Raw genomic sequence first — 21320 nt, 5'->3', positions numbered from 1 at the left:
GTAATTGATGATAATTATTGTCGGTTGTTAAACTATTTTTTATTTTTTTAGAATCTATATTTCGACTAAAAAAATTAAGACTACCTACATAATTTATTCAGGTATTCGAAAAACTAATCAAAAACTAAACATTTATGAAATTTAAGAAGAATGTAAAAATACTCTCTTGGGTATTTTTAATGGTATTTGTATTTTCTTGTAAAGATGATTCAAATGAACCCACTCCCAAAAGCATGCTATTCGCTGTTGCCAATAGAGGAAATAATACAATAACATATCATAATGTTAATGATTTATCTCTGATGGGAACAACCAATTTACCAGACGGTACGCAGCCAACATATGTTGCCTATTCATCCGAAAAGGATAAAATTTACACAGGCGGACTCGAAAATGGAATGTTGTATGAAATAAATCCAGGTACTTTCGAAGTAGAACGTACACTAGAAGTCGGATTAGGGGCTTTTCATTTGTGGCTAAATGATTCAACCAATCAATTGTGGGTAAACAATATCAATGGTAACGTTAAAACAACAACTGTCGTAGATTTAAATGCTTTCACTGTCAAAAAAACTATCAATTTACCTATGGATCTCAATTTGAGCGATGCAGCGGTACAACACGACGTCATTATAAATCCAGAAGGTACGTTTGCCTATGTAACCATCCTAGATGGAAGCGACAAAAGCTATCTAATTCAATATAATACAACCGATTTCTCTATAGAAAACACACTTGAAATAGGTGGAGATGGTCATGTAGGATACAGAGATAATAATTTATATTCTTTATCTCAAAACAATGGAGAAGTCAAAAAGCACAACCCATCCAATTTGGCTATTTTAAACAATACTCTTTTTTCTGGAGCTCATGGCGTAACAAGTACAAATAATAAATTATTTGTTGCTGACTTACCTGGTGGAAAGATTGGTGTTTTAGACAATCAAGATACCGTCATTTCTACTTTTGAAACCGAATTTGATGCCACACATAATTTAGCTATTAACACAGACGGTAACAAACTTATCGTTACCTATTCTGGTATGACACAAAATAAAATTCAATTATTTGATATTTCTAATAATAACCTATCACTCAACAGCACGTTAGATTCAGGTATTAACCCTTTTGGGGTTGCATATATAGAAAGATAATCACCAGAGAATATGTTATAAAAAATCGGCGTAAAAGCGTCGATTTTTTTATGTTATCACTCAACAATTCCTTCTCCCTCCATGTATAGATCTTCTAGTTGTTGCTTCATCTCTTCTGAAGGGTTTTGCCACATACCTCTTTGAATAGCTTCTAATAAACGTTCACTCATATCTTTCAATGCCCAAGGATTGTTTTCTTTAATAAAGGTCTTATTTTCTTTATTTAACAGATAACTTTCTGTAATTCCTTCATACATAAAATCATCTATCAAATTCGTAGTAGCGTCATAGGCAAATAAATAATCTAATGTAGCTGCCATTTCAAAAGCTCCTTTATACCCATGGCGTTGCACACCTGCAATCCATTTTGGGTTCACAACTCTTGAACGATAAACTTTTAGAAGTTCTTCTTTTAATGTTTTTATTCTTGGGGTTTCAGGTCGAGAATGATCGCCGAAATAAATGGCAGCATCTTCACCTTTAACTGTTTTTACGGCATTGGCCAAACCTCCTTGAAACTGATAGTAATCATCGCTATCTAAAATATCATGCTCTCGATTATCTTGATTGTGCATTACAATTTGCATTGCTTCTAATCGATTTGTAAAGGATTCATGGGCCGAAACACCTTTTTTAGAGTTGCCATAAGCATAGCCACTCCAATTAATATACACTTTTGCTAAATCTTCTTGAGTATTCCAATTTTTCTCATCGATTACTGCTTGAAGTCCTGCACCATAAGCTCCAGGCTTTGACCCAAATACTCGATATAAAGCTCGTTGTTCTGCTTCTTCATTTGATAGTCCTTTTGATTTCCATTGATTGCTTTCTTCTAAATATCGTTTTCGAATTGGATTCTCTTCCAACGATTCTTCTAACTGAGCTACTCGGGTTACCGCTGTATTAAACAGATTAATAACATCTGGGAAAGCATCTCTAAAAAATCCAGAGATACGTATAGTGACATCTACTCTAGGACGTTTTAATTTCAATAAGGGAATCACTTCGAAATCGCTCACTCTTCTGTTGGCATTTTTCCAAATTGGTTTTACTCCCATTAAAGCAAATGCTTGTGCAATATCATCACCCCCTGTTCTCATTGTGGATGTACCCCAAACAGAAATTCCAATCGTTTTAGGATACTCACCGTGTTCCTGAATATAACGATCAATGATAAGCTGCGCACTTTTTTCTCCTAATCGATAGGCCGTTTCTGTCGGAATGGTGCGCACATCTACTGAGAAAAAATTTCTTCCAGTAGGCAATAAGTCAAGTCTTCCGCGTGTCGGTGCTCCGGAAGGACCAGAAGGAACATAGCTCCCATTCAATCCTTCCAAAAGATTTGATATTTCTTCTGAAGTTTTTTCAACGGCTATTAATGTTTCTTTTTGAATTGTAGATAATAAAGCATTTAACTTAGGATACTCCTCTATTGATGAACCTCCTTCTTCTAAATATTTTATGAGTTCTTCTTTAGCAATCAGTTCGAGTTGTTCAACTACTTGACCGATAGTTTTACAGTCTTTTTCTAAAATTGTTATATCTACTTTTTCAGCATATTCCTGACTTAAAACATTGGTTTCAATATTTAAATCTTCTGCTAATATTTGCGTAATTCCTTTCTGATTATAACTTGGCATCCTATGTAAAGCAATTAGTAAGTCAATTAGTTGTTCATTTTTAGGAGCCTTTCCAAAAATATGAAGTCCATCGCGAATTTGCGCTTCCTTTAACTCACATAAATAACCATCAAGTTTGACTAAAAGCTCATCAACATCTTCCGATGTAATCCCTAAATCTACATTTAATTGGGTTTCTTTAACCAAATTTGCAATCTCTTGCTCTAATACTTTGGAACGTTTTGGATCTAAATTAGAAGCTTCATAATACTCATCTACTAAATGTTCTAACTTCATCAAACTTCCATAAGTTTCAGCACGTGTCATTGGTGGTATTAAATGATCAATAATCACTGCCTGATTTCTTCTTTTAGCTTGCGTCCCTTCCCCTGGATCATTAATAATAAAAGGATAAAAATGAGGTAATGCATCAAACAGTAAGGCTGGAAAACATGATTCTGGATCTAATGAAACACTTTTCCCTGGAAGCCATTCCAGATTCCCATGCTTCCCTAAATGAATTACAGCATCCGCTTGATATGTATCCTGAAGCCAAAAGTAATATGCCAGGTATTGATATGTTGGTGCTAAATCAGGAGAATGATAAATAGCTTGAGGATCTTGATTATATCCTCTTGAAGGTTGAATACTTATAAAAACATTCCCTAATAAAAACCCTGAAACAATAAAACCTTCTTTAGTAAAATAGGGATCATTTTCTTGGTTTCCCCACTGCTCCGTAATCTTTTCTTTTAATTCTGACGAAATGGAATCAAACCGTTTTTGAAAATCTTCAAGTCTATAAATAATGGCATGTGGTCTGGTTTGAGTTGTACTTACATCATTTGTCGTCACCTGAGTAACCCAATGCATTAACTCAGTCCCTGAGGTGGGTAACTGTTTTCCTAAAGTATAACCCGACTTTTTCAAAGCGTCTAACAATACAATACAGCTTTCAGGAGTATCAAGTCCCACTCCATTTGCTAAACGACTATCTTTATTTGGATAGTTTGGTAGGATTACCGCGACTCTTTTATCTTCGTTATTTTTTTGTTGTAAACCAATCCAATTTTTAGTCAACCGTGCCATGAACTCGCAAGCAGGTTGATGCGCCTCATATTTTACAATAGTACTATCTGTTAACGAGTCTTTCTTTATTTCTTTTTTGAAGGATACGGCCCTACCAATAATTCGTCCATCAATTTCTGGTAATGCTATATTCATTGCAATATCAGTTGGTGGTAGACCGAAAAGCCCTTCTTTCCATACATTTTTATTAGTTGTTGAAAAAATCGCTTGTAAAACAGGAATTCCTAATCTATCAAAAATAAACTCAGAATTATTGGAAGGTTTAATGGTAAAACCAGTAGTGTTTACGATACAATGTATTTTTCTATTTCCTGAATTGGTGATTAGTTTTTCTAAGTTCGAAAGTATGTTCGTATCGCGTAAATTATGAGCAAAAACCACGAAAGAATTCAATCCTTGCTTTTTTAACTCTTTACTCATTACCTCCAAAGGCTCTAAATTATTTGCTAGATAGTGAGTTCTATAGGAAAGAAGCACCGCGTTTCCTTTTGTAGTATCTAAAGTATCATCTAGACTTTCCTGTGAAATCATTCCTTTTTCAAACGAATACAAAAATAAATCACTCACTTCTTCCAAAGCAGTGATACCGACTGTATGATTAAAAAAACGCTGTCGGAGAAAGTTTAAAAAAGAAATCGCATTCTTATTTCCTCCTTGCTGTAAATATTGTCTACATTGATGAACAATTTGAATATCTACTGAGGATAAATTCATCAACTCATAATCTGGTTCATGCGCTGGGATGAATAGTAATACACACTCCGTATTTTCTTGAAGTTCTACTAATGATTCTACCAAATATTTATAATAACTAATACCTCCTAATAAGCTACAGACAATCACTTTTGCCTTTTCAAGAACATCTTCGATGTAATTATCAATAGTTAACTCCTGCTTCAAATACATCAAGTTAGTCATTCGTAAACTCGGAAGTTCCTTTTCATTTTTATGAAGCGATTTATACGCCTCATTCATGGTGTGTATTTCAGTATCACCAGCACTTAAAAAAACAATATCTCCTGGTTTTTGTTCTATATAAAAAACTCCGTCATCATCGGGATTCCATCCTCCTGGTATTGTTGCTATTAAGTGCATAATATTTTATTCTTTTTTCAAAGGGTTAAAACCCTTTGGTTAATATGGTCGAAAACTCCATTCTGATTCAATTCTTTACTCTAATACAAGGGGTTGCCCCCCCCTTGGTTAATTTTCTGAATTATGGAGAGATTCAATAAATAAAGTCATTTCTTCTCCCCAACGTTCTTTGTGTTTATAATGGTTGTTTTTGATATAATTGGTAACCTTTTCTATCGAATTATCCAATTTTGACAATTTTTTTCTATGAAACTTCTGAACCCAAACTTTTTGTTCTCCTCTTTCCCATTCTTTATGTCTTTGAAATTTAAAAGAAGTATATCCCTTTAACTTTCTTATCTGTTCATTCAATTCTTTTTCATCTTCTACCTTTAATAAAAAATGAACATGATCTGGTAATATATTAAAACAAGAAACATCCAATTGATATAGCTCAACTGCTTCATCAAATAAGACTTTTAAAACTCTTAAATCTTCTTTTGAAAAAATTAAACCATCCAAATTCCTTATAAAATTTGACGAATTATACTTCACCATTCTATCCGAAATTCTTGATTTAGCAGTAGCAAAAGTGACAAAATAATATTCTTTTTCTCTCAATTCTCCAAGGGGTTTCAACCCCTTGTTTAATGATTCATTGTTATCACTCGAAAAATTCATTTCTAAGTGTTCAAGGGATTGGGTATTTCTTGATTCTTTTATTTCAAAAGATTTAAGTTCCTTAGTTAATAATTTATTTATCCAACTAAAGTTCCCTGCTCCCCAATAGAGGTGAATGTAACTTGCCCAAACGTTTTTATATGAATATACTTTTGTTTTGATTTCTTTTTTCCTAGCTGTATAAACTTCAGCAATTGAGTCATAATGATCGTTATGAATAGTTGAGTAGTGGAATTCATGCCCCCAAATTTCTTCTTTTTCAATTACCACTCTTCTGTAACCTAAGTGAAGTTTTTTATTTTCCATAGACGTCGAAAAATCAAATATTCCAACCATTGAATAAGAAACTCCTTTTTCATTAATAATCTGATTTCCCAAATACATCATCCCGCCACATTCTGCCAATATTTTAATTCCTTTATTCGCTGCAGTTCTAATTGCTTCTTTCATTTTAGAGTTGCTTGACAACGACTCCAAATACAACTCAGGGTAGCCTCCCGCCAGATAAATCATATCTGCATCAGGAATCTTATCATCATGAATTGGGCTAAAAAACACCACATTACCGAGCTTCTCCAGATACTTCAAATTTTCGATATAAGTGAATCGAAAAGCTTCATCTTTGGCTACTGCTATTGTAACAAGAGGTTGAAACCCCTTGGTTAGATCATCTTCTTCACGAAGGTTTAATTCAAGGGCTTGAACCCCCTTGATTAAGTGGGTTGATTTGTTTTCTATCATTTGTTCCAAATCAAACCCAAGGGGTTTCAACCCCTTGACCACATTGAGCGACTTTCCAATATGATCTGCTGCCGTTTCAATTAAATTCTCAAAAGAATCTTCAATATGTAGTCCTAAATGCCTTGATGGAATGGCTATATCATCATTTGGAGGGATATAACCCAAAGAATGGATTCCGACAGTTTCACAAGCCTCTTTTAAAAAAGCGTAATGCGATTCAGTCCTTACAAAATTGAACAAAACTCCAGCAATTTTCACTTCTGGATCAAAGGTTTTTAGTCCATATAAAATCGGTGCAATAGTATATGCCATTGCTTTTGCATTAACGACTAAAATTACGGGAATATTTAATTTTTTCGCCAATTCGGCAGAACTTCCTTTATCCTTTACTGCTCCGTCAAAAAGCCCCATTACACCTTCAACAATACTTATATCTGCAGTTGCGGTATACTCGCTGAAAATATTTTTAATATGATCATCGGTCATCATAACACTATCTAAGTTTACACTTGGTTTACCCGCTGCCGTGCTATGATGTATCGTATCGATATAATCAGGTCCGCATTTAAAAGTTTGAACATCTAAACCTTTGTTATAAAGATAACGGGTCAATCCTAATGTTATGGTTGTTTTTCCTGAATTACTCCAAGGAGCCGCTATTAAAAATGCTTTCGTCATATTAAGAATTAAACGCCATTGGTACATAAGACGTTCTCAAGGTATCGGCTAAAAGTTTTGCTTTTCCTAACTTCACGAACCCACTTTCCGTATCAACCACGGTTGTGTTTTTTAACTTGGAAAGGTATGTTTTATAACTTTTAACTGCATATTCAAATGGTTTCTCTCCTCCCGAATTTATCTTCCCATCTGTCATTATAAATAACTGTACTGTTTTTTCGTTAACGGATTTCAATAACTCAAAAACTTTAAAAAATGCATTTGCCAAATTCGTCTTTCCGCCCGCCCTAAGTTCTTTACTTATGTTGCTTAAAGCGTTTTTATTATTCGTAAAACATTGAATAATTCTTGCTGAAGAATTTTCTAATGCAACAATAGCATATTTTATTCTTTTTGAAGGGTAGGACTCCATAGTCTTTTTAATGATTCCCTTAGCAAAACCTAACTGTTTATCTATTGCCATAGAAGCACTGGTATCTATTAAAAACACAACATTCAAACTTGATTTTTGATGTACCCGATTCAAAAATGTTTTAAACTTTTCGGTAATCATATAATTCTTTACTGTTTTTAACAAATCAATTTTCGAATCTTGTATAGACAAATAAGGAACCTTTATCAAGTCTTCAGTCAATTGAAATCGAAGTTCAGATTTTTTATTTTGCTCATTTATTGAAAACTTTAATCCTTTGCGAACCTCTTCTGGAAGTTGAAATGAAGAATTTCCTTGTAGTTCTTGTTCTTTATTATTTTCTTCTTCCTTATTATTTTCTTGGTTTTCGTCATTATCTGATTCTGAAGGAGGCGTAAAATCATCAGTTCTATGATCCAAAACAAAAGGTGAAATTTTATACAACATTACTTTAGACACCTCTTTCTCTCCTAATAAAGCAGCATATGCCCGAGCTGTTTTTAATAAAAGAATATCCGCACGCATTCCTTCAACATTTGATTCCAGTGTTAGTTTTGCAGCCGCTTGCTTCACTTCCTCAGGTATTTCGACACTAACTATAAATGCTCTAGCCTTAGTAATGTTTGCCTTTGTTTTTTCATTTTCTTTTTGAAAATTCACATTAAACCCTTTCGGATTTGTGTCGAAATCTAAACGGCGAGAAGCAATTTTTTTTCGGGTATCAATTTCTTGCGGTGTGGTAATTTTAACACTTAATCCGAACCTATCTTTCAATTGAGGACGTAACTCTCCTTCTTCAGGGTTCATTGTTCCAACTAAACAAAATCTACTTTCCAACCATTTTGAAATCCCTTCTCTTTCTAAATGATATCCTCCCGATGAGGATGCATCTAATAACACATCCATCAAATAATCATTTAGTAAATTGATCTCATCTATATATAAAAATCCGTTATTGGACTTCGCTAATAAACCAATGTCTACAACCGTTTTCTTTTGATTAATCAATGCTTCTATATTTACACTCCCCAGCACTCTATCTTCTGTGGCTCCAATTGGTAAATTAACAAAAGGGAAATCTTTCCCCATCAATTCACTTAATGCACGCACCGTGGTTGTTTTTCCTGTTCCTTTATCACCAGTTGCTAAAACACCTCCAATCGTGGGATCAATTAAGTTTAATAATAAACAAAGTTTAAAATCATCTTGAGCCAAAATAGCACTAAAAGAAAAGCTATGATTGATATTCATAAGTAGTTTAAAATTAAGCGAAAGCTGTTTTATAAATCATGTAGATTCCTACAATAATAGAAATGATTCCTACGATTCCATTCATCCATTTAAAAATAGACATGTTTCTTTCTATAAATCGACTCATAGCATATATTAACACATAACTATATACTGCCATCGATAAAATAACACCTATAGATTCCACTACTAAAATTAAAATAGCTTCTGACATTGTAGTTGCACTAATTATTAACGCTGAAGTTAATGCTCCACCTGTTCCAGCGAGCCCATGCAACATTCCAATCCAAAAAGATTTATTTATAGGATTCATCGCAATTTCCTCTCCCATTTTTCCATGTAAATGAATGGGATTATTACCTGCATGCTCATGCTCTTCAATTTTTTTATGATCCGCCATCATTTCATTAATCTTATGATTTCTTTTAATGGCAACAATACCTAACCAAATCATTATCGGTCCTATACTCATTTCAGCCCAAAAAGAAATATTATGAACAAAAGCAGATAATGCGGTTCTAAATAACAAAGCAATTCCTCCAAATAACAACAACGTTACAGAATGTCCTAAGGCCCATTGCGAAGCTTTAAAAACTGTTTTAAAACTTACTTTTTTCTTGTTTATTGCATTTTCAGATGCTAATACAGATACTGCAGACATATGGTCTGGTTCAAAGGAATGTAATACACCAGCTATTAAAGGTCTGGTTAAGTTCATTAAGTTCATTTATTATACTTTATATGGGTTTGATCATTATTAATCAAATACAAATTGAGTTCTATTTTCGGAGCAATTCTGTGACAATGTTTATAGCAATATTTTAACAAGGTTTGATAGAACTTTTCTTGCTGAGCAAAAATAAATATTTCACGTAAACGTCCTGCCATATTTAACGATAAAATCTTATCCGAAACTTCATCTGAATATCCTGATTCTTTAGCCAATTGTGCTATAAATTCTTTATTCCAAGTTGTCTTTCCACTATGAGTGTTTAAATTTCCTTCCGCTAGTTTTGCCGCCTTCCCTAACATAATCCCCATATTCACGGTGTGTATTTCAGGAGATTCTGCAATTCTTTCAAAAGTTTCCCGAATCCAATTACCATAATGAATACATGCGGTTTCTTTTATTTCTGGAAAAAGGTTTCTCAGCATTTTTTCACTTCTCGCTCCAGAGTTAATCAACAATTCCTCTTGATTGTTTGCTATAGCCACATCAACCCCTTGCCGAATACTTGCAATATAAGAGGCAGCCGAAAATGGCGTTACAATTCCTGAGGTTCCTAAAATGGAAATTCCATGTAAAATCCCAAGGCGACTATTTAAAGTTCTTTTTGCAAGTTTTTCCCCATCTTTTACTGAAATGGTAATTGCTACACCGCATTCTTCGAGATTATGATCTGCCAAAACTTTATGAATTACAGTTTTCATCATCTTTCTAGGAACGGGGTTAATCGCAGGTTCTCCTACTTCAATTTCTAAACCTGGTAAGGTTACAAGACCAACACCTTCTCCTCTAATAAACTTTACCTCTTTACTTTTATTCAACTCCACCGTTGCCGTAATTTCAGCTAAATGAGTTACATCAGGGTCATCTCCTGCATCTTTTATGGTAGTGCTTGAGCTACTATTTTTTGTGATCTGAATGTTCTTCAAATAAAAAGTTGCTTCCTCTCCAATCGGAAGTACAATCGTTACTTTACATTGTTCTTTCTGGGTAACTAAACCCAGCATCGCGGATTTTACACAAGCTGTTGCACAGGCTCCTGTAGTATATCCTTTTCTTAATGGTTTATCAGGTATTTTTTGTAATTCACTCAATAGTATTCTTCAAAATTGCAATCAGTTCCTCCTTAGAGTTTACGCAAAGATACCTATTTGACAACAAAGGTTTCTTCAAGATAACTATCGGTCTTTTTACCCGAATAGCTGCTTGGATTTTTTGTTCTAATTTACCATTAACACCACTTTCTTTAGTAAAAATTACTGAAGGATTTAACCGAATGAACAATGCTACTTCTTCCTCTGTATTTTGAGGATATCCATAAATAATATTTGAAAGTTGAAAACCCACTTGTTTCGCTATTTCACGGGAAGAATCTCTATCCAAAATTCGAAACCAAGTAGTATATCTTTTCCAATAATTAGTAAGTCTTTGAATCGTTTGAACACCTGAAAGCGCTAACAATGATTGTAGTTTATGTTCTTTAAAAAATGAAATAGCTTCATTAAATGAGTTCACATAATGCACGAGTTTATGATCCTTTCTTTTAGTAAACTCACGCTCAAATCGAATTAAAGGAATTTGAGTATCAATACTTGCTATTGTTTCATGAAGTTGTTCGGCAAAAGGATGTGAGGCATTTATTATTATTTTCACCTTATTCTCTTGACAAAATTCTTCTATTTTATTTTTTGTCAATGCACCATAAATAGGGATTCCTTTTCCTGAAAATGGCACTTCCGTTTTCGTAGAGTAGTAATAAGTAATATTTAACTCCTCTAAAACAGCCGCTACATTTTTCCCTTCTGTTGTCCCTCCAAATACTAATATCATTTTTTATTCATTTAATAACAAGCAAATGAATTCTCGTAGGTTTATTGAATTCAAAATAAAAAAATCAAACTCATTAACTATTCGTCATTGCAAGAACGACAGGACGAAATAATCTCTTTATTTCCAAAGAGATTACCTCATTTCGTTTCACTACATTCGTAATGACATGTTATGATTTTCCTTCGCTTAATACTTTCCCTTTCTTTCTAAAAATGTGATACCATTTATCATCATATAACCAAGAACGATTCTTGCGAGCACCAACCGCTTCTCCCACTACAATAAGTACCGTACGTGTTAACTTATTTTCTTTAATGATAGAAGTTAACTCATTTAACTTCCCTGTCCATACTTGTTCATCCTTCCAACTCACTCTATATAGAACTGCTAAAGGTGTATCTTCTGGATAATGTTCTAACAATTCACCCTGTATTTTCTTGGCAATACCAGCACTTAGAAAAATGCACATGGTAGCTCTAAGTTTTGCCATATCTACAATCCTTTCGTGTTCCGGTGTTGGAGTATTTCCTTCACCTCTTGTTAAAATGATTGTTTGTGCTACTTCTGGAATTGTAAATTCCGATTTTAAATATGCGGCGGCGGCTTGAAATGAAGATATTCCAGGAACAATATAATAATCGTACCCCTTTGCATCGAAAATTGTCATTTGTTCTTGAATGGCTCCATAGATAGATGGGTCTCCAGAGTGTAAACGAACAATTTTCTTACCTTGAGAATAATAATCATCTATAATTTTTATTTGTTCTTCGAGTGTCATTGAAGCTGAGTTTCTCACTAAAGCACCATCTTTTGCCATATGAGTAAGTTCTTCAGGCACCAAACTTCCTGCATATAAAATACAATCAGCATCTTCTAAAATAGCTCTTCCCTTTAAAGTCAATAACTCTGGATCACCAGAACCTGCTCCAACGATAGCGATACTCGGTTTTCTCTCAAAATTAGATACCAAAGAAAGTGCATAGGTAAACTTTTTACCAGATTCAGTAGTTACCTTGGTTTTTTCAACCAACCACTCATTTGAATTAGCAATTAAACTAGCTGAAGCTTCTGAAACTCCATAAACTCCTACTTTTTTCATCACTACTTCAGAAGGATTTGCGACTTCTACTGAGTTTAATTCGTCTCCGTTATAGGTAACGAAAGGAATGTCATATTTTGATACAAAATCTAAATACGCTTGCTCTCTTGCTTTAATATCAGCAGATCCCAAAGCATATATACTTTCGATAGCTATTCGCTGCTTTTTCAATTCTTGTAATAAAACACTTTCAAACAATTCTGGTTCTATATCTTTAGAACATCCACTTCCAAAAGAGATACATTTAGGATAAAAGGCCAAATTAGGAATTTCAATCTCTTGAGTCTCATAACCAACGTACAATAATAATTCATACTTTGATAGATCTACATCTTCAACAGCATAATAAATGGTTACAAAATCTGGACATGTTTTTTCGAAATACTCGGTACCTTGATCTTTTATTTTTAATACTAATGCGGTCGACTTTTTATTTACAAATAATGAGATAATATCATTAAGTTCTGTTGAACTTTTGGCTTTCCAACCATATTGTTCGGCTAACGTATCTAAGCTCCATAAGTTTTGTAAATCACTCGAGGTTGATATTACTGGAGTAGCACGCAATATTCTGCTTATTTGAGTAGTTAATTCATTTGCTTTACCGATATGCCCACTTAATACAGATTGCACATGATTTCCTTGATCATCAATATTAACAACGGCTGGATCGGTTTTCTTATCGATAATATGAGGAGCAATGCTCCTAACACAAATTCCTAGAGCTCCGATAAAAATCCAAGCATCATATTTTTCAAAAGAAGAAGTCATTAGATCCGTTACAGAACTAATTTTCTTTATGTCTTTTGTCTCTTCGACCTCTCTACTTGTAAAAACCTTACTTCTATAAAATTCATTTTGTAATACTCTTGCTATGTTCAATCCACTATCTGTAAAACTTACAATTGCTATGTTCAGTATTTGTTCCTTCATCAGGTATATTTTTTATCTGCCTGCTAAGCTCGATTCTATATATTACTATTTTTTTTGATTCAAGCAAATGAATCTCCTTTGTATAAATTGAAGCACTAATTTATTCTATCAATATAAGTACTTATTCAATTTTTTTTTACTTTTTAATTGCTTTTAACAACGTAATCGGATTGTTCGAATCCAAGATTATATTCATTTCTTCAAGCAATTCCCAATTTACTTTTTTACAAGATTCTTTAAATGTTACCAGACTTGATTCTTGCACTGTATTCATTACTATTTTCGTTCCTAACGAAATTACAGAATCCAGTTTATCCAATAAATCAAAGAGTTTGCCTCCATGTCCGCCTACAAACACAATATCCGGGGTTTTATATTTTTCTAAATCTTGTTCAAAGAAATCCCCCATTACTACTTCAATACCTGGTACTCCATATTTTTGTTGATTTTTCAACATGATTTCTTCACATTCCAAACGCTTTTCAAAAGCAATAACCTCCAAATTCGGATTTTTAAGTTTTGCCTCTATGGAAACAGATCCTGTGCAAAAACCAATGTCCCAAAAAACCGTTGCATTCATAATATCTAGAAAGTGCAGACTCGTTAAACGAATAGGCATTTTTGTTATCATTTTGGGTCGGCCTGGCAATCCTATAAACTCAGTATCTTTAATTCCAAAATGATCAGTTCTCTTTTCTTTTCTATGTAGCAACAAACAATTTAAAGGATGATATTCATTCTGCAATACTTCATGTAAACTAAGAGTTTGAACCCTTTCCTGATTTCCTTCTAAATCCTCACCAATACTTACTTCATAATTATCATATCCGAAGTCTAGCAATCGTTCAGCAATAGATTTTGGATTCTTAGAGTTATCAGTCAACACTCCAATTAAGGACTTCTGATTCATTATGGCTATATCCAATTCCTTCCAACTTCTCCCATGCACACTTACTGCAACTAACTTATTACTATTTGTATTTGTTTTATTTGCTAGTAATTGAATGGAACTAAAATACGGTTCTGTATAAATTTCAGCTTTGGGGTACTTATTTCTGAGAGTATTTGAAAAACCATAAAACAATGGATTTCCTGAAGCAAATACAATAATTTCACTATGCACTTTTTCATACTGATTGAAAAGATCTTCCATAGGGCTTTTTATAAAAATCCATTGATAATTTTCAGGAAGAAACTCTTTAACCAATTCTAAATGACGCTTGCCTCCACTAAAAACAGTAGTGTTTTTAATTACCTCTAATTGTTCCTTTGTAAAAACAGGTCTTTTATTTCCTATGCCTAGTACTCTAAAAATCATGAATATTTTTCTTGAATTACAACTTCTTCTTGAAGTTTTTTATAATCCCATTTTTTTATTTCCAATTCTGGCTTGTTATAAAACATATTAGTGTATCCAAAGCACAGATAGCCAATAAGCTGGTTTTCACTTGGAGCATTTAATATTTTTTTCACTTGTTCAGGATCTAAAATACTCACCCAGCCCATACCTATATTTAGGCTTCGTGCCATCAACCACATGTTTTGAATAGCACAAACAACACTGTACTTCCCCATATTCGGCATACTCGTTTGTCCTAAAACTGGTTCGTTTTTAGGTTTGTAAAAAACTGCCATATTCAAAGGAGCTTCTGTAACTCCTTCTAACTTCAACTTTATATATTCCTGCTTTTTTACATCTGTAAATTCATGTACAGCCTTTTCATTTTCCTGTTGAAAAGAAGCCTTTACAGCTTGCTTTGTTTTTTGATCATGAATTAACACAAACTCCCATGGTTGAGAAAAACCAACTGAAGGAGCGGACAAACCCGCTTGTAAAATTCGATCAATATCTTCTTTTGAAATACTATCTTTCTTAAAATGATTCCCTCGGACGTCCCTTCTGTGCAGTAAAATTTCTTCTAAAACATCCTGCTCATTTTCATTAAAGAAACGTTGTGATTCTTGCGCCATCTTACGCTAATTCTAATTTTGAAAGTTCATCAAATGTAAAAGCCGCATTCACAATTGCTGCAGCAAAATTACTTCCTCCCCTACGTTCGGTAATTAGCGCATAAGGTGTGTTTTTAACCATTTTTAAACGCTCTTTAGATTCAATTACATTAATAAATCCTACAGGCGCACCTACTACGCCAGCTGGACTAATTTTTCCTGCATGGATTTGATCTACAATCTCAATTAAAGCTGTTGGAGCATTTCCAATTACAAACAAGGCTTCTGGATATTTTTGCGCGGCGAGCTTAATTCCCGCTTGAGAACGAGTCAACCCTTCTTTTGCTGCTAATTCTAATGTTTCCTTGTCATTTAACATGCAAACAACCTCATTATTATATTTTCCCGTAAAAGCACGAGTAATACCTGCCTTTACCATAGTAACATCAGTAACAATAACACCTCCATTTTTTAAGTAATCACTCCATTTAGCAATTGCGAAGTCAGAAGTTTCTAAATAGTTTAAATATTCAAAATCTCCAGACGTATGAATACAACGAATCGCTGCCCACAAATGATCTTTTTCAAAGCTGTTTTCAGGAAGGTTTTCAACTATTTCCTTAAAGCTAGCATCCTGAATTTCTTGTCCAGTTTCGGGCTTTCTATTTAAATAACCTCTTGGTGTAATCAAGTGATTTCTATATCTAAAGGTTTGACTGTTTCCAATCAATACAACACTAAACATATCTACTTCTTCAACATCTAATTCAGACAATGTTGTTAAGGTAATAGCCTCCTCTTTTCTACCTAGCTGCTTGCAAATAGCTACCGGTGTATTCTCTGGACGATATTCTAAATATATGTTCTTTAGTGCTTGCAACTGCCAATAGCGCTTTTTACTTTTTGGGTTGTAAAGCCCTGTAACGAAATCTCCTTTCGCTGCGGCAATAATCCTTTTCTCAATAGTTGTCCATGGAGTCATTAAATCGGATAAGGAAATGCAGCAAAAATCATGTCCTAAAATTGCTCCCAATTTACTTCCAGCAGTTATAAAAGCTGAAATCCCTGGAGCTGTTTCGACTTCAATAGATAACTCTTGTTCTGCCACTTTTTGGTAAACAATTGACGCCATAGCATAAATACTGGCATCTCCAGAACCAATAACTACTACATTTTCTCCTTTTAAGGCATATTCAATAGCAATATCAGCTCTCTTTTCCTCTTCACTTAACTCTTTTCCAATGCAAACAGCATTCGGATCTATTAAATGTTCAATGAATTGAAAGTAATAGTGATACCCAATAATCACAGTTGCTTTTGATACTGCTTCCGATGCCATCGGAATAATATATTTTTCATGTCCGGGTCCTAACCCCACAACTTTAATCATGTATATGATTCTTTTTTATTATTAATAAAGAGAAATAAGGAATTTCTCTAGATGATATTTTTTCTAAATCAGTAGTGATATATTCTTCATTCGTCCCTAAACGTTCACAATAATAAAAGTTCCAATTTTGTTCTGATAATTCCTTGTAAAAGTATTTCCAGCTAGTCTTCACTTTCATTAACACCAAAGTATCAACCTGACGAAAATACTTTGTAATTTCTTCCATTGATTTTATTCTCGGTACAATTAATATTTTATCATTTAATAAGCTTAAAGGTATTTGGTGTTTCGCCGCTCCTAAGCTGAACGAATTTATGCCTGGAATTAGCTCAACAGATACATCTATTTTTTTTAAATGATTAAGAATATAAGAAAATGAAGCATATAAGCTTATGTCTCCTTCACAAACCACACTAACTTTTTTACCTGCATTTACAAGTTCTTTAATTTCTGTAGCTACTATATGGTAAACTTCTTTTGCTCGAGTTCTGTCGTCAGACATATCTAGATAAAACCCTCTCAGGTCTTTATTTTCTAGATTATGATATGATAACAATGGGAACAAATAACTCTTTTTTTTTCCTTGAAAAGATGATCCAGGATAAAAAATGACGTCACTTTCTTGTAAAACTCTCAATGCTTTTATAGTTAGTAATTCAGGATCTCCAGGACCTAAAGCCACTCCATATACCATACTATTCTGCCTTCTTCTTTTTACGTTTGTATAAAAACAACTGCCACTTTTCTTCTGCTACTCCTTCTTTATCCATTTCGGCTCTTGACATAGTAAAAAACAAATCAGACAATCTATTTACATAGGCCATTATATATTCATCGACACTTTCTAAATCTTCTAACATCAAAGTAACTAAACTACGTTCTCCTCTTCTTATTTGAGTTCGACAAACGTGACATAAAGCCGAAATTTCATTTCCACCTGGTAATATAAAATAATCAGAAGGTGAGCTTATGCCTGCCTCTAATTCATCTAACCATTCTTCACAAAAAGAGGCTCCGTCAATTGGTTTGGGATTGGGGTTTATTTTTTTCGAATCAGAAGGTCGTGCTAAATGCGACATCATATCCATCATATCTTTTTGAATGCGATGCAAGTTTGTTTGCCACTCGTGATCAGGACCAAGTTTGGCTCTTAACAAACCAATTGTAGAATTTACTTCATCTAAAGTTCCAATACACTCAATTCGGGCTGAATTCTTATACTCACGCTTTCCTCCGAAAACTCCTGTTTTTCCAGTGTCTCCTTTTCTTGTATATATTTTCATTTGTTCGTTGTGTCTTTTACGAAGATTATGTTGACTATTTAACCCTCCTCCTATTACGAGGGGTTAAAACCCCTTGGTTAAGCTGTAACTGACAATCTACTTTCTATTGCCTCTAATATTGATTTCTCTTCTAGTTCTTCCCCTATAATCACCAAACGGGTCGCTCTAAACTCTCCTTCTTTCCAGGGTCTATCAAAATAATTCTCAAATCGAGAAGCCACGCCTTGCACAATCATACGCATAGGCTTATTTGGTACATTAATAATTCCTTTAATTCTATAGATTTCAAACTCGCCTACCAATTCTTCTAATACCTTTACCAATTGTTTTGGTTCATGCGGAACTTTCACCTCTATTACTAATGAGTTTATCGTCTCGTCATGATCGTGATCGTGGTGATCATGGTCGTGGTCATGGTCATGGTGGTGATGGTGGGCTTCATGATGTGAGTGTTTTTTTTCGATAAAATCTTCTGATTTCGAATCTAAACCTAACAATACATCAACTGGAATATCACCTTTTACTGCTGAAATTAATTTAATATTTGATCCAACCTTTTTCTGAATAACACCACTAACTTCCTCATATTTAACTTTATCAACTAAGTCTGATTTTGTCATGATAATAAGGTCGGCACATGATAATTGGTCTTCGAACAATTCTTCTATCGACGACTCATGATCTAAACTATCATCCGCTAATCGCTGTGCTTGAACTTTCTCTCTATCGCATATTTCGCCAGTCGCTTGCCCTACACAATCCACTGCTGTTACAACCGCGTCTACAGTAATCTGAGGCTTCAAATCTGGCCAATTAAAAGCTCTTACTAATGGTTTTGGTAAAGCCAAGCCTGAAGTTTCAATAATTATATGATCAATTTGATCTTTACGCTCCATTAATTGAAGCATTGTTGGTAAAAATTCTTCTTGAACCGTGCAGCACAGACATCCATTACTCAACTCCAAAATATTCTCTTCATCGCATCCACAATCATTTCCTTTTAATATTTCTCCATCCATTCCTAGTTCTCCGAACTCATTTACAATAATAGCTAATCGTCTACCATTAGCGTTTTTAGCAAGCTGATGAATTAAGGTTGTTTTACCAGACCCAAGAAACCCAGTAATAATAGTTACTGGTATTTTTTTAGAAGTAGTAATCATAATAATAGTTTTGATTCAAAGGTATTATAATCATAAGGATTTATTAACATCCAAATCAGATTTTTTAAATTTGAAATGATATCATTTTCTTAGGAAACTATTTCAATTACAACCCGAATATCACTAGTCAAAAATAAGATCAATAAATGACATAATTGAGCTTAACTTACTATGTTTTAATTTACCACAAATAGCTTCTAATAGCTCTACAGAGTATAAAATCAATAAAAAAACAGCTGCGCTTTTTGCAAATTCACAAGAAACAACGATGCTTTTTAGATGTAAAACAAGATAGTTTATGCAAAAATCACAAGTCTAAAACTACTTCCATTCATCGTTCTCTATGATTATAAAAAACAATTATATTTTAAGGCTAACTAACTGAAAAACAACAATGCAACAAAGTTGCTTTTACCTTCTATTTAACCACTTCGAAACATCAAAAAACATTAAACATTAAGCACTTACAAAAAAACTAATTATTTTTTTTGTGATGGAAACTCCTAATTTTACCAATGTGAAAAACCAACTGTAATCGAAGCTTTGCCTCAAACAATTAAATAACTATATTTTTAAATCAATGAAAAATTTAAAAGAAATTATTTTAGGCGCTTCGTTAATAGCCCTATTATGTACGTCGTGTCAAAATGAAAACCCTTCAAATGACAACCTACAACCTGATACAGCAACTGCTGTTGATGACAAAAACATTATTCCTTATCAGTACATCGTAGTATTTAAGGACAGTAGGATTTTTCCTGCATCAAAACAACTTGCTAAGTCTTCTTTTACCAGCAGAAAGGCAAAAGCTCAATCAGTCGCAGGTATATCAAAAACATCTATTACTAAAATCAACGACATTTTATCAGATAATAACATTGATAAATCGAAGGTTCTTAATTATTACACTACAGAAATTTCGGGTGTTGCTATTCGTTTAACGGATCCTGAATTTGATCGTTTACTCAAAGATGATAACGTAGAAGTAATTGAATTTGACAGAATTGTTGAAATTCCTGAAATAGAAGTTGAAAATCTAACTACACGGAAGAGTGCTCAAAGAATGTCTCAGGTTACTCCTTGTGGAATTAACAATGCTGGAGGTTCATCTAATGGATCTGGAAAAAGTGAATGGATTTGGATTGTAGATAGTGGTATCGACCTTGATCATCCGGATTTAAATGTGGTAACAAACAGTACTTATGCGAAGTCTTTTATAGACAATACTCCTAACGACTGTCATGGTCATGGAACTCATGTCGCTGGAACCGCGGCAGCTATTGATAATGGGTTTGGAGTTGTTGGCGTATCAGCCGGTGCTCCTGTTGTACCAGTAAAAGTATTAAATTGTAGTAACCGTGGTAGTACCTCTGGTATTTTAGCAGGAATTAATCATGTTGGACAATACTTTATCGCTGGAGATGTTGTAAACCTAAGCTTAGGTGGTTACTTCGGTTGGGGATGTGGAAGTTATTCTTCTTATAGAAATTCTTTATTAAATTTAGGACAAGGAGGTGCTTATGTTTCTATTGCTGCGGGTAATGATAGTGCAGATGCTTCTTATTTTGAGCCTGCTTGTGTTAATGGACCAAACATTTTTACTATCGCTTCTATGACTTGTAACGGTAGCTTTTCTTCATTCTCAAATTACAACATGAACCCTATTGACTTTATTGCCACTGGTAGTAACGTTTATAGCACTTATTTAAATGGAGGTTATGCAACCTTAGGAGGAACCTCAATGGCTGCTCCTCATGTTGCTGGAATAATGCACGCGAAAGGAGGAGCTCCTAATACAGGAGGTAATGTTTACAATCGTGGAGAATATTATCCGGTTGCCGTTAAATAAGAACTAACTAATTATCAATGGAAAACTGCTTGTTATAATGACAAGTGGTTTTTTCATTTTTGCATGTAACCATCAACACATTCCTCTTTTTTAAAAGTAAAATACAGATGTTTTTATATATAAAATATTTGTTTTCTCTAAAATATTCACCAACACATTACTTTAAAAATCAATCAATTATTTTGTTAATTTATTAAACAAAACAATATTTTAGAGTTGATTTACAGGTGATTTAACAATAAATATACCAATTTTAACAAACCATTCGTTCAACATAACACTTATATTAAGTTAAAGAAATGTTAATTTAAGTTAACGAAATTAACACAAAACTCCACGAAATTCTAATTACTTTTTAAGTTATTTTTATTTACATAATTATCACTATAAGTAGAGT

15 protein-coding genes are annotated in these 21320 nt (G+C 33.6%); 2 read left to right on the top strand and 13 right to left on the bottom strand.

The annotated features are described in order from the left end of the window. Positions 1-134: 134 nt before the first annotated feature. Positions 135-1154, top strand: coding sequence for a YncE family protein (locus BLW23_RS09715; protein WP_093669240.1), 1020 nt, complete (start codon positions 135-137; stop codon positions 1152-1154). Between the two features lie 56 nt (positions 1155-1210). On the opposite strand, the gene cobN is transcribed toward BLW23_RS09715, so the two are convergent. The 13 genes from cobN to cobW all read right to left on the bottom strand — a co-directional run bounded on the left by cobN (position 1211) and on the right by cobW (position 19074). Continuing rightward, on the bottom strand, positions 1211-4957 hold the full coding sequence (gene cobN, locus BLW23_RS09710; RefSeq protein ID WP_093669238.1) for a cobaltochelatase subunit CobN: 3747 nt from the start codon (positions 4955-4957) through the stop codon (positions 1211-1213). A gap of 108 nt (positions 4958-5065) precedes the next feature. Beyond that, positions 5066-7036 (bottom strand): cobyrinate a,c-diamide synthase, encoded by a 1971-nt coding sequence (locus tag BLW23_RS09705; RefSeq protein ID WP_143032136.1) that lies wholly within the window; start codon positions 7034-7036, stop codon positions 5066-5068. Position 7037: 1 nt separating this feature from the next. Further along, positions 7038-8699: an AAA family ATPase gene (locus BLW23_RS09700; protein WP_093669234.1), complete on the bottom strand. Its 1662-nt coding sequence runs from the start codon at positions 8697-8699 to the stop codon at positions 7038-7040. Positions 8700-8712: 13 nt separating this feature from the next. After that, positions 8713-9417, bottom strand: coding sequence for a cytochrome c biogenesis protein CcdA (locus BLW23_RS09695; protein WP_255362772.1), 705 nt, complete (start codon positions 9415-9417; stop codon positions 8713-8715). Positions 9418-9422: 5 nt separating this feature from the next. Further along, positions 9423-10520 (bottom strand): cobalt-precorrin-5B (C(1))-methyltransferase, encoded by a 1098-nt coding sequence (locus tag BLW23_RS09690; protein ID WP_093669230.1) that lies wholly within the window; start codon positions 10518-10520, stop codon positions 9423-9425. Beyond that, the gene (locus BLW23_RS09685) at positions 10513-11256 is read right to left on the bottom strand and encodes a precorrin-6A/cobalt-precorrin-6A reductase (protein ID WP_093669228.1); all 744 of its coding nucleotides are present in this window, start codon (positions 11254-11256) and stop codon (positions 10513-10515) included. Before BLW23_RS09685 ends, BLW23_RS09690 begins: the two co-directional genes overlap by 8 nt. 169 nt (positions 11257-11425) lie before the next feature. Further along, a complete protein-coding gene (gene cobM / locus BLW23_RS09680) occupies positions 11426-13288 on the bottom strand; it encodes a precorrin-4 C(11)-methyltransferase (protein ID WP_093669226.1) in 1863 nt (620 codons plus the stop codon). A gap of 136 nt (positions 13289-13424) precedes the next feature. After that, a complete protein-coding gene (cbiE, locus tag BLW23_RS09675; RefSeq protein ID WP_093669224.1) occupies positions 13425-14606 on the bottom strand; it encodes a precorrin-6y C5,15-methyltransferase (decarboxylating) subunit CbiE in 1182 nt (393 codons plus the stop codon). After that, positions 14603-15259 (bottom strand): 5,6-dimethylbenzimidazole synthase, encoded by a 657-nt coding sequence (gene bluB / locus BLW23_RS09670; RefSeq protein ID WP_093669222.1) that lies wholly within the window; start codon positions 15257-15259, stop codon positions 14603-14605. The genes cbiE and bluB overlap by 4 nt, the downstream gene beginning before the upstream one ends. A 1-nt stretch (position 15260) precedes the next feature. Further along, complete coding sequence (cobJ, locus tag BLW23_RS09665) at positions 15261-16628, bottom strand: precorrin-3B C(17)-methyltransferase (protein ID WP_093669220.1); 1368 nt, start codon at positions 16626-16628, stop codon at positions 15261-15263. Further along, positions 16621-17322 (bottom strand): precorrin-2 C(20)-methyltransferase, encoded by a 702-nt coding sequence (cobI, locus tag BLW23_RS09660; protein ID WP_093669218.1) that lies wholly within the window; start codon positions 17320-17322, stop codon positions 16621-16623. The genes cobJ and cobI overlap by 8 nt, the downstream gene beginning before the upstream one ends. Position 17323: 1 nt before the next feature. Further along, positions 17324-17911, bottom strand: coding sequence for a cob(I)yrinic acid a,c-diamide adenosyltransferase (locus BLW23_RS09655; RefSeq protein WP_093669216.1), 588 nt, complete (start codon positions 17909-17911; stop codon positions 17324-17326). Positions 17912-17988: 77 nt separating this feature from the next. Continuing rightward, a complete protein-coding gene (cobW, locus tag BLW23_RS09650) occupies positions 17989-19074 on the bottom strand; it encodes a cobalamin biosynthesis protein CobW (protein WP_093669214.1) in 1086 nt (361 codons plus the stop codon). 580 nt (positions 19075-19654) lie between these two features. On the opposite strand from cobW, the gene BLW23_RS09645 reads away from it, so the two are divergent. Next, the gene (locus BLW23_RS09645) at positions 19655-20923 is read left to right on the top strand and encodes a S8 family serine peptidase (protein WP_093669212.1); all 1269 of its coding nucleotides are present in this window, start codon (positions 19655-19657) and stop codon (positions 20921-20923) included. Positions 20924-21320: the final 397 nt, after the last annotated feature.

Source organism: Tenacibaculum sp. MAR_2009_124, assembly GCF_900105455.1.
GTDB lineage: Bacteria > Bacteroidota > Bacteroidia > Flavobacteriales > Flavobacteriaceae > Polaribacter.
This window is presented reverse-complemented; position numbering and strand designations above follow the sequence as displayed.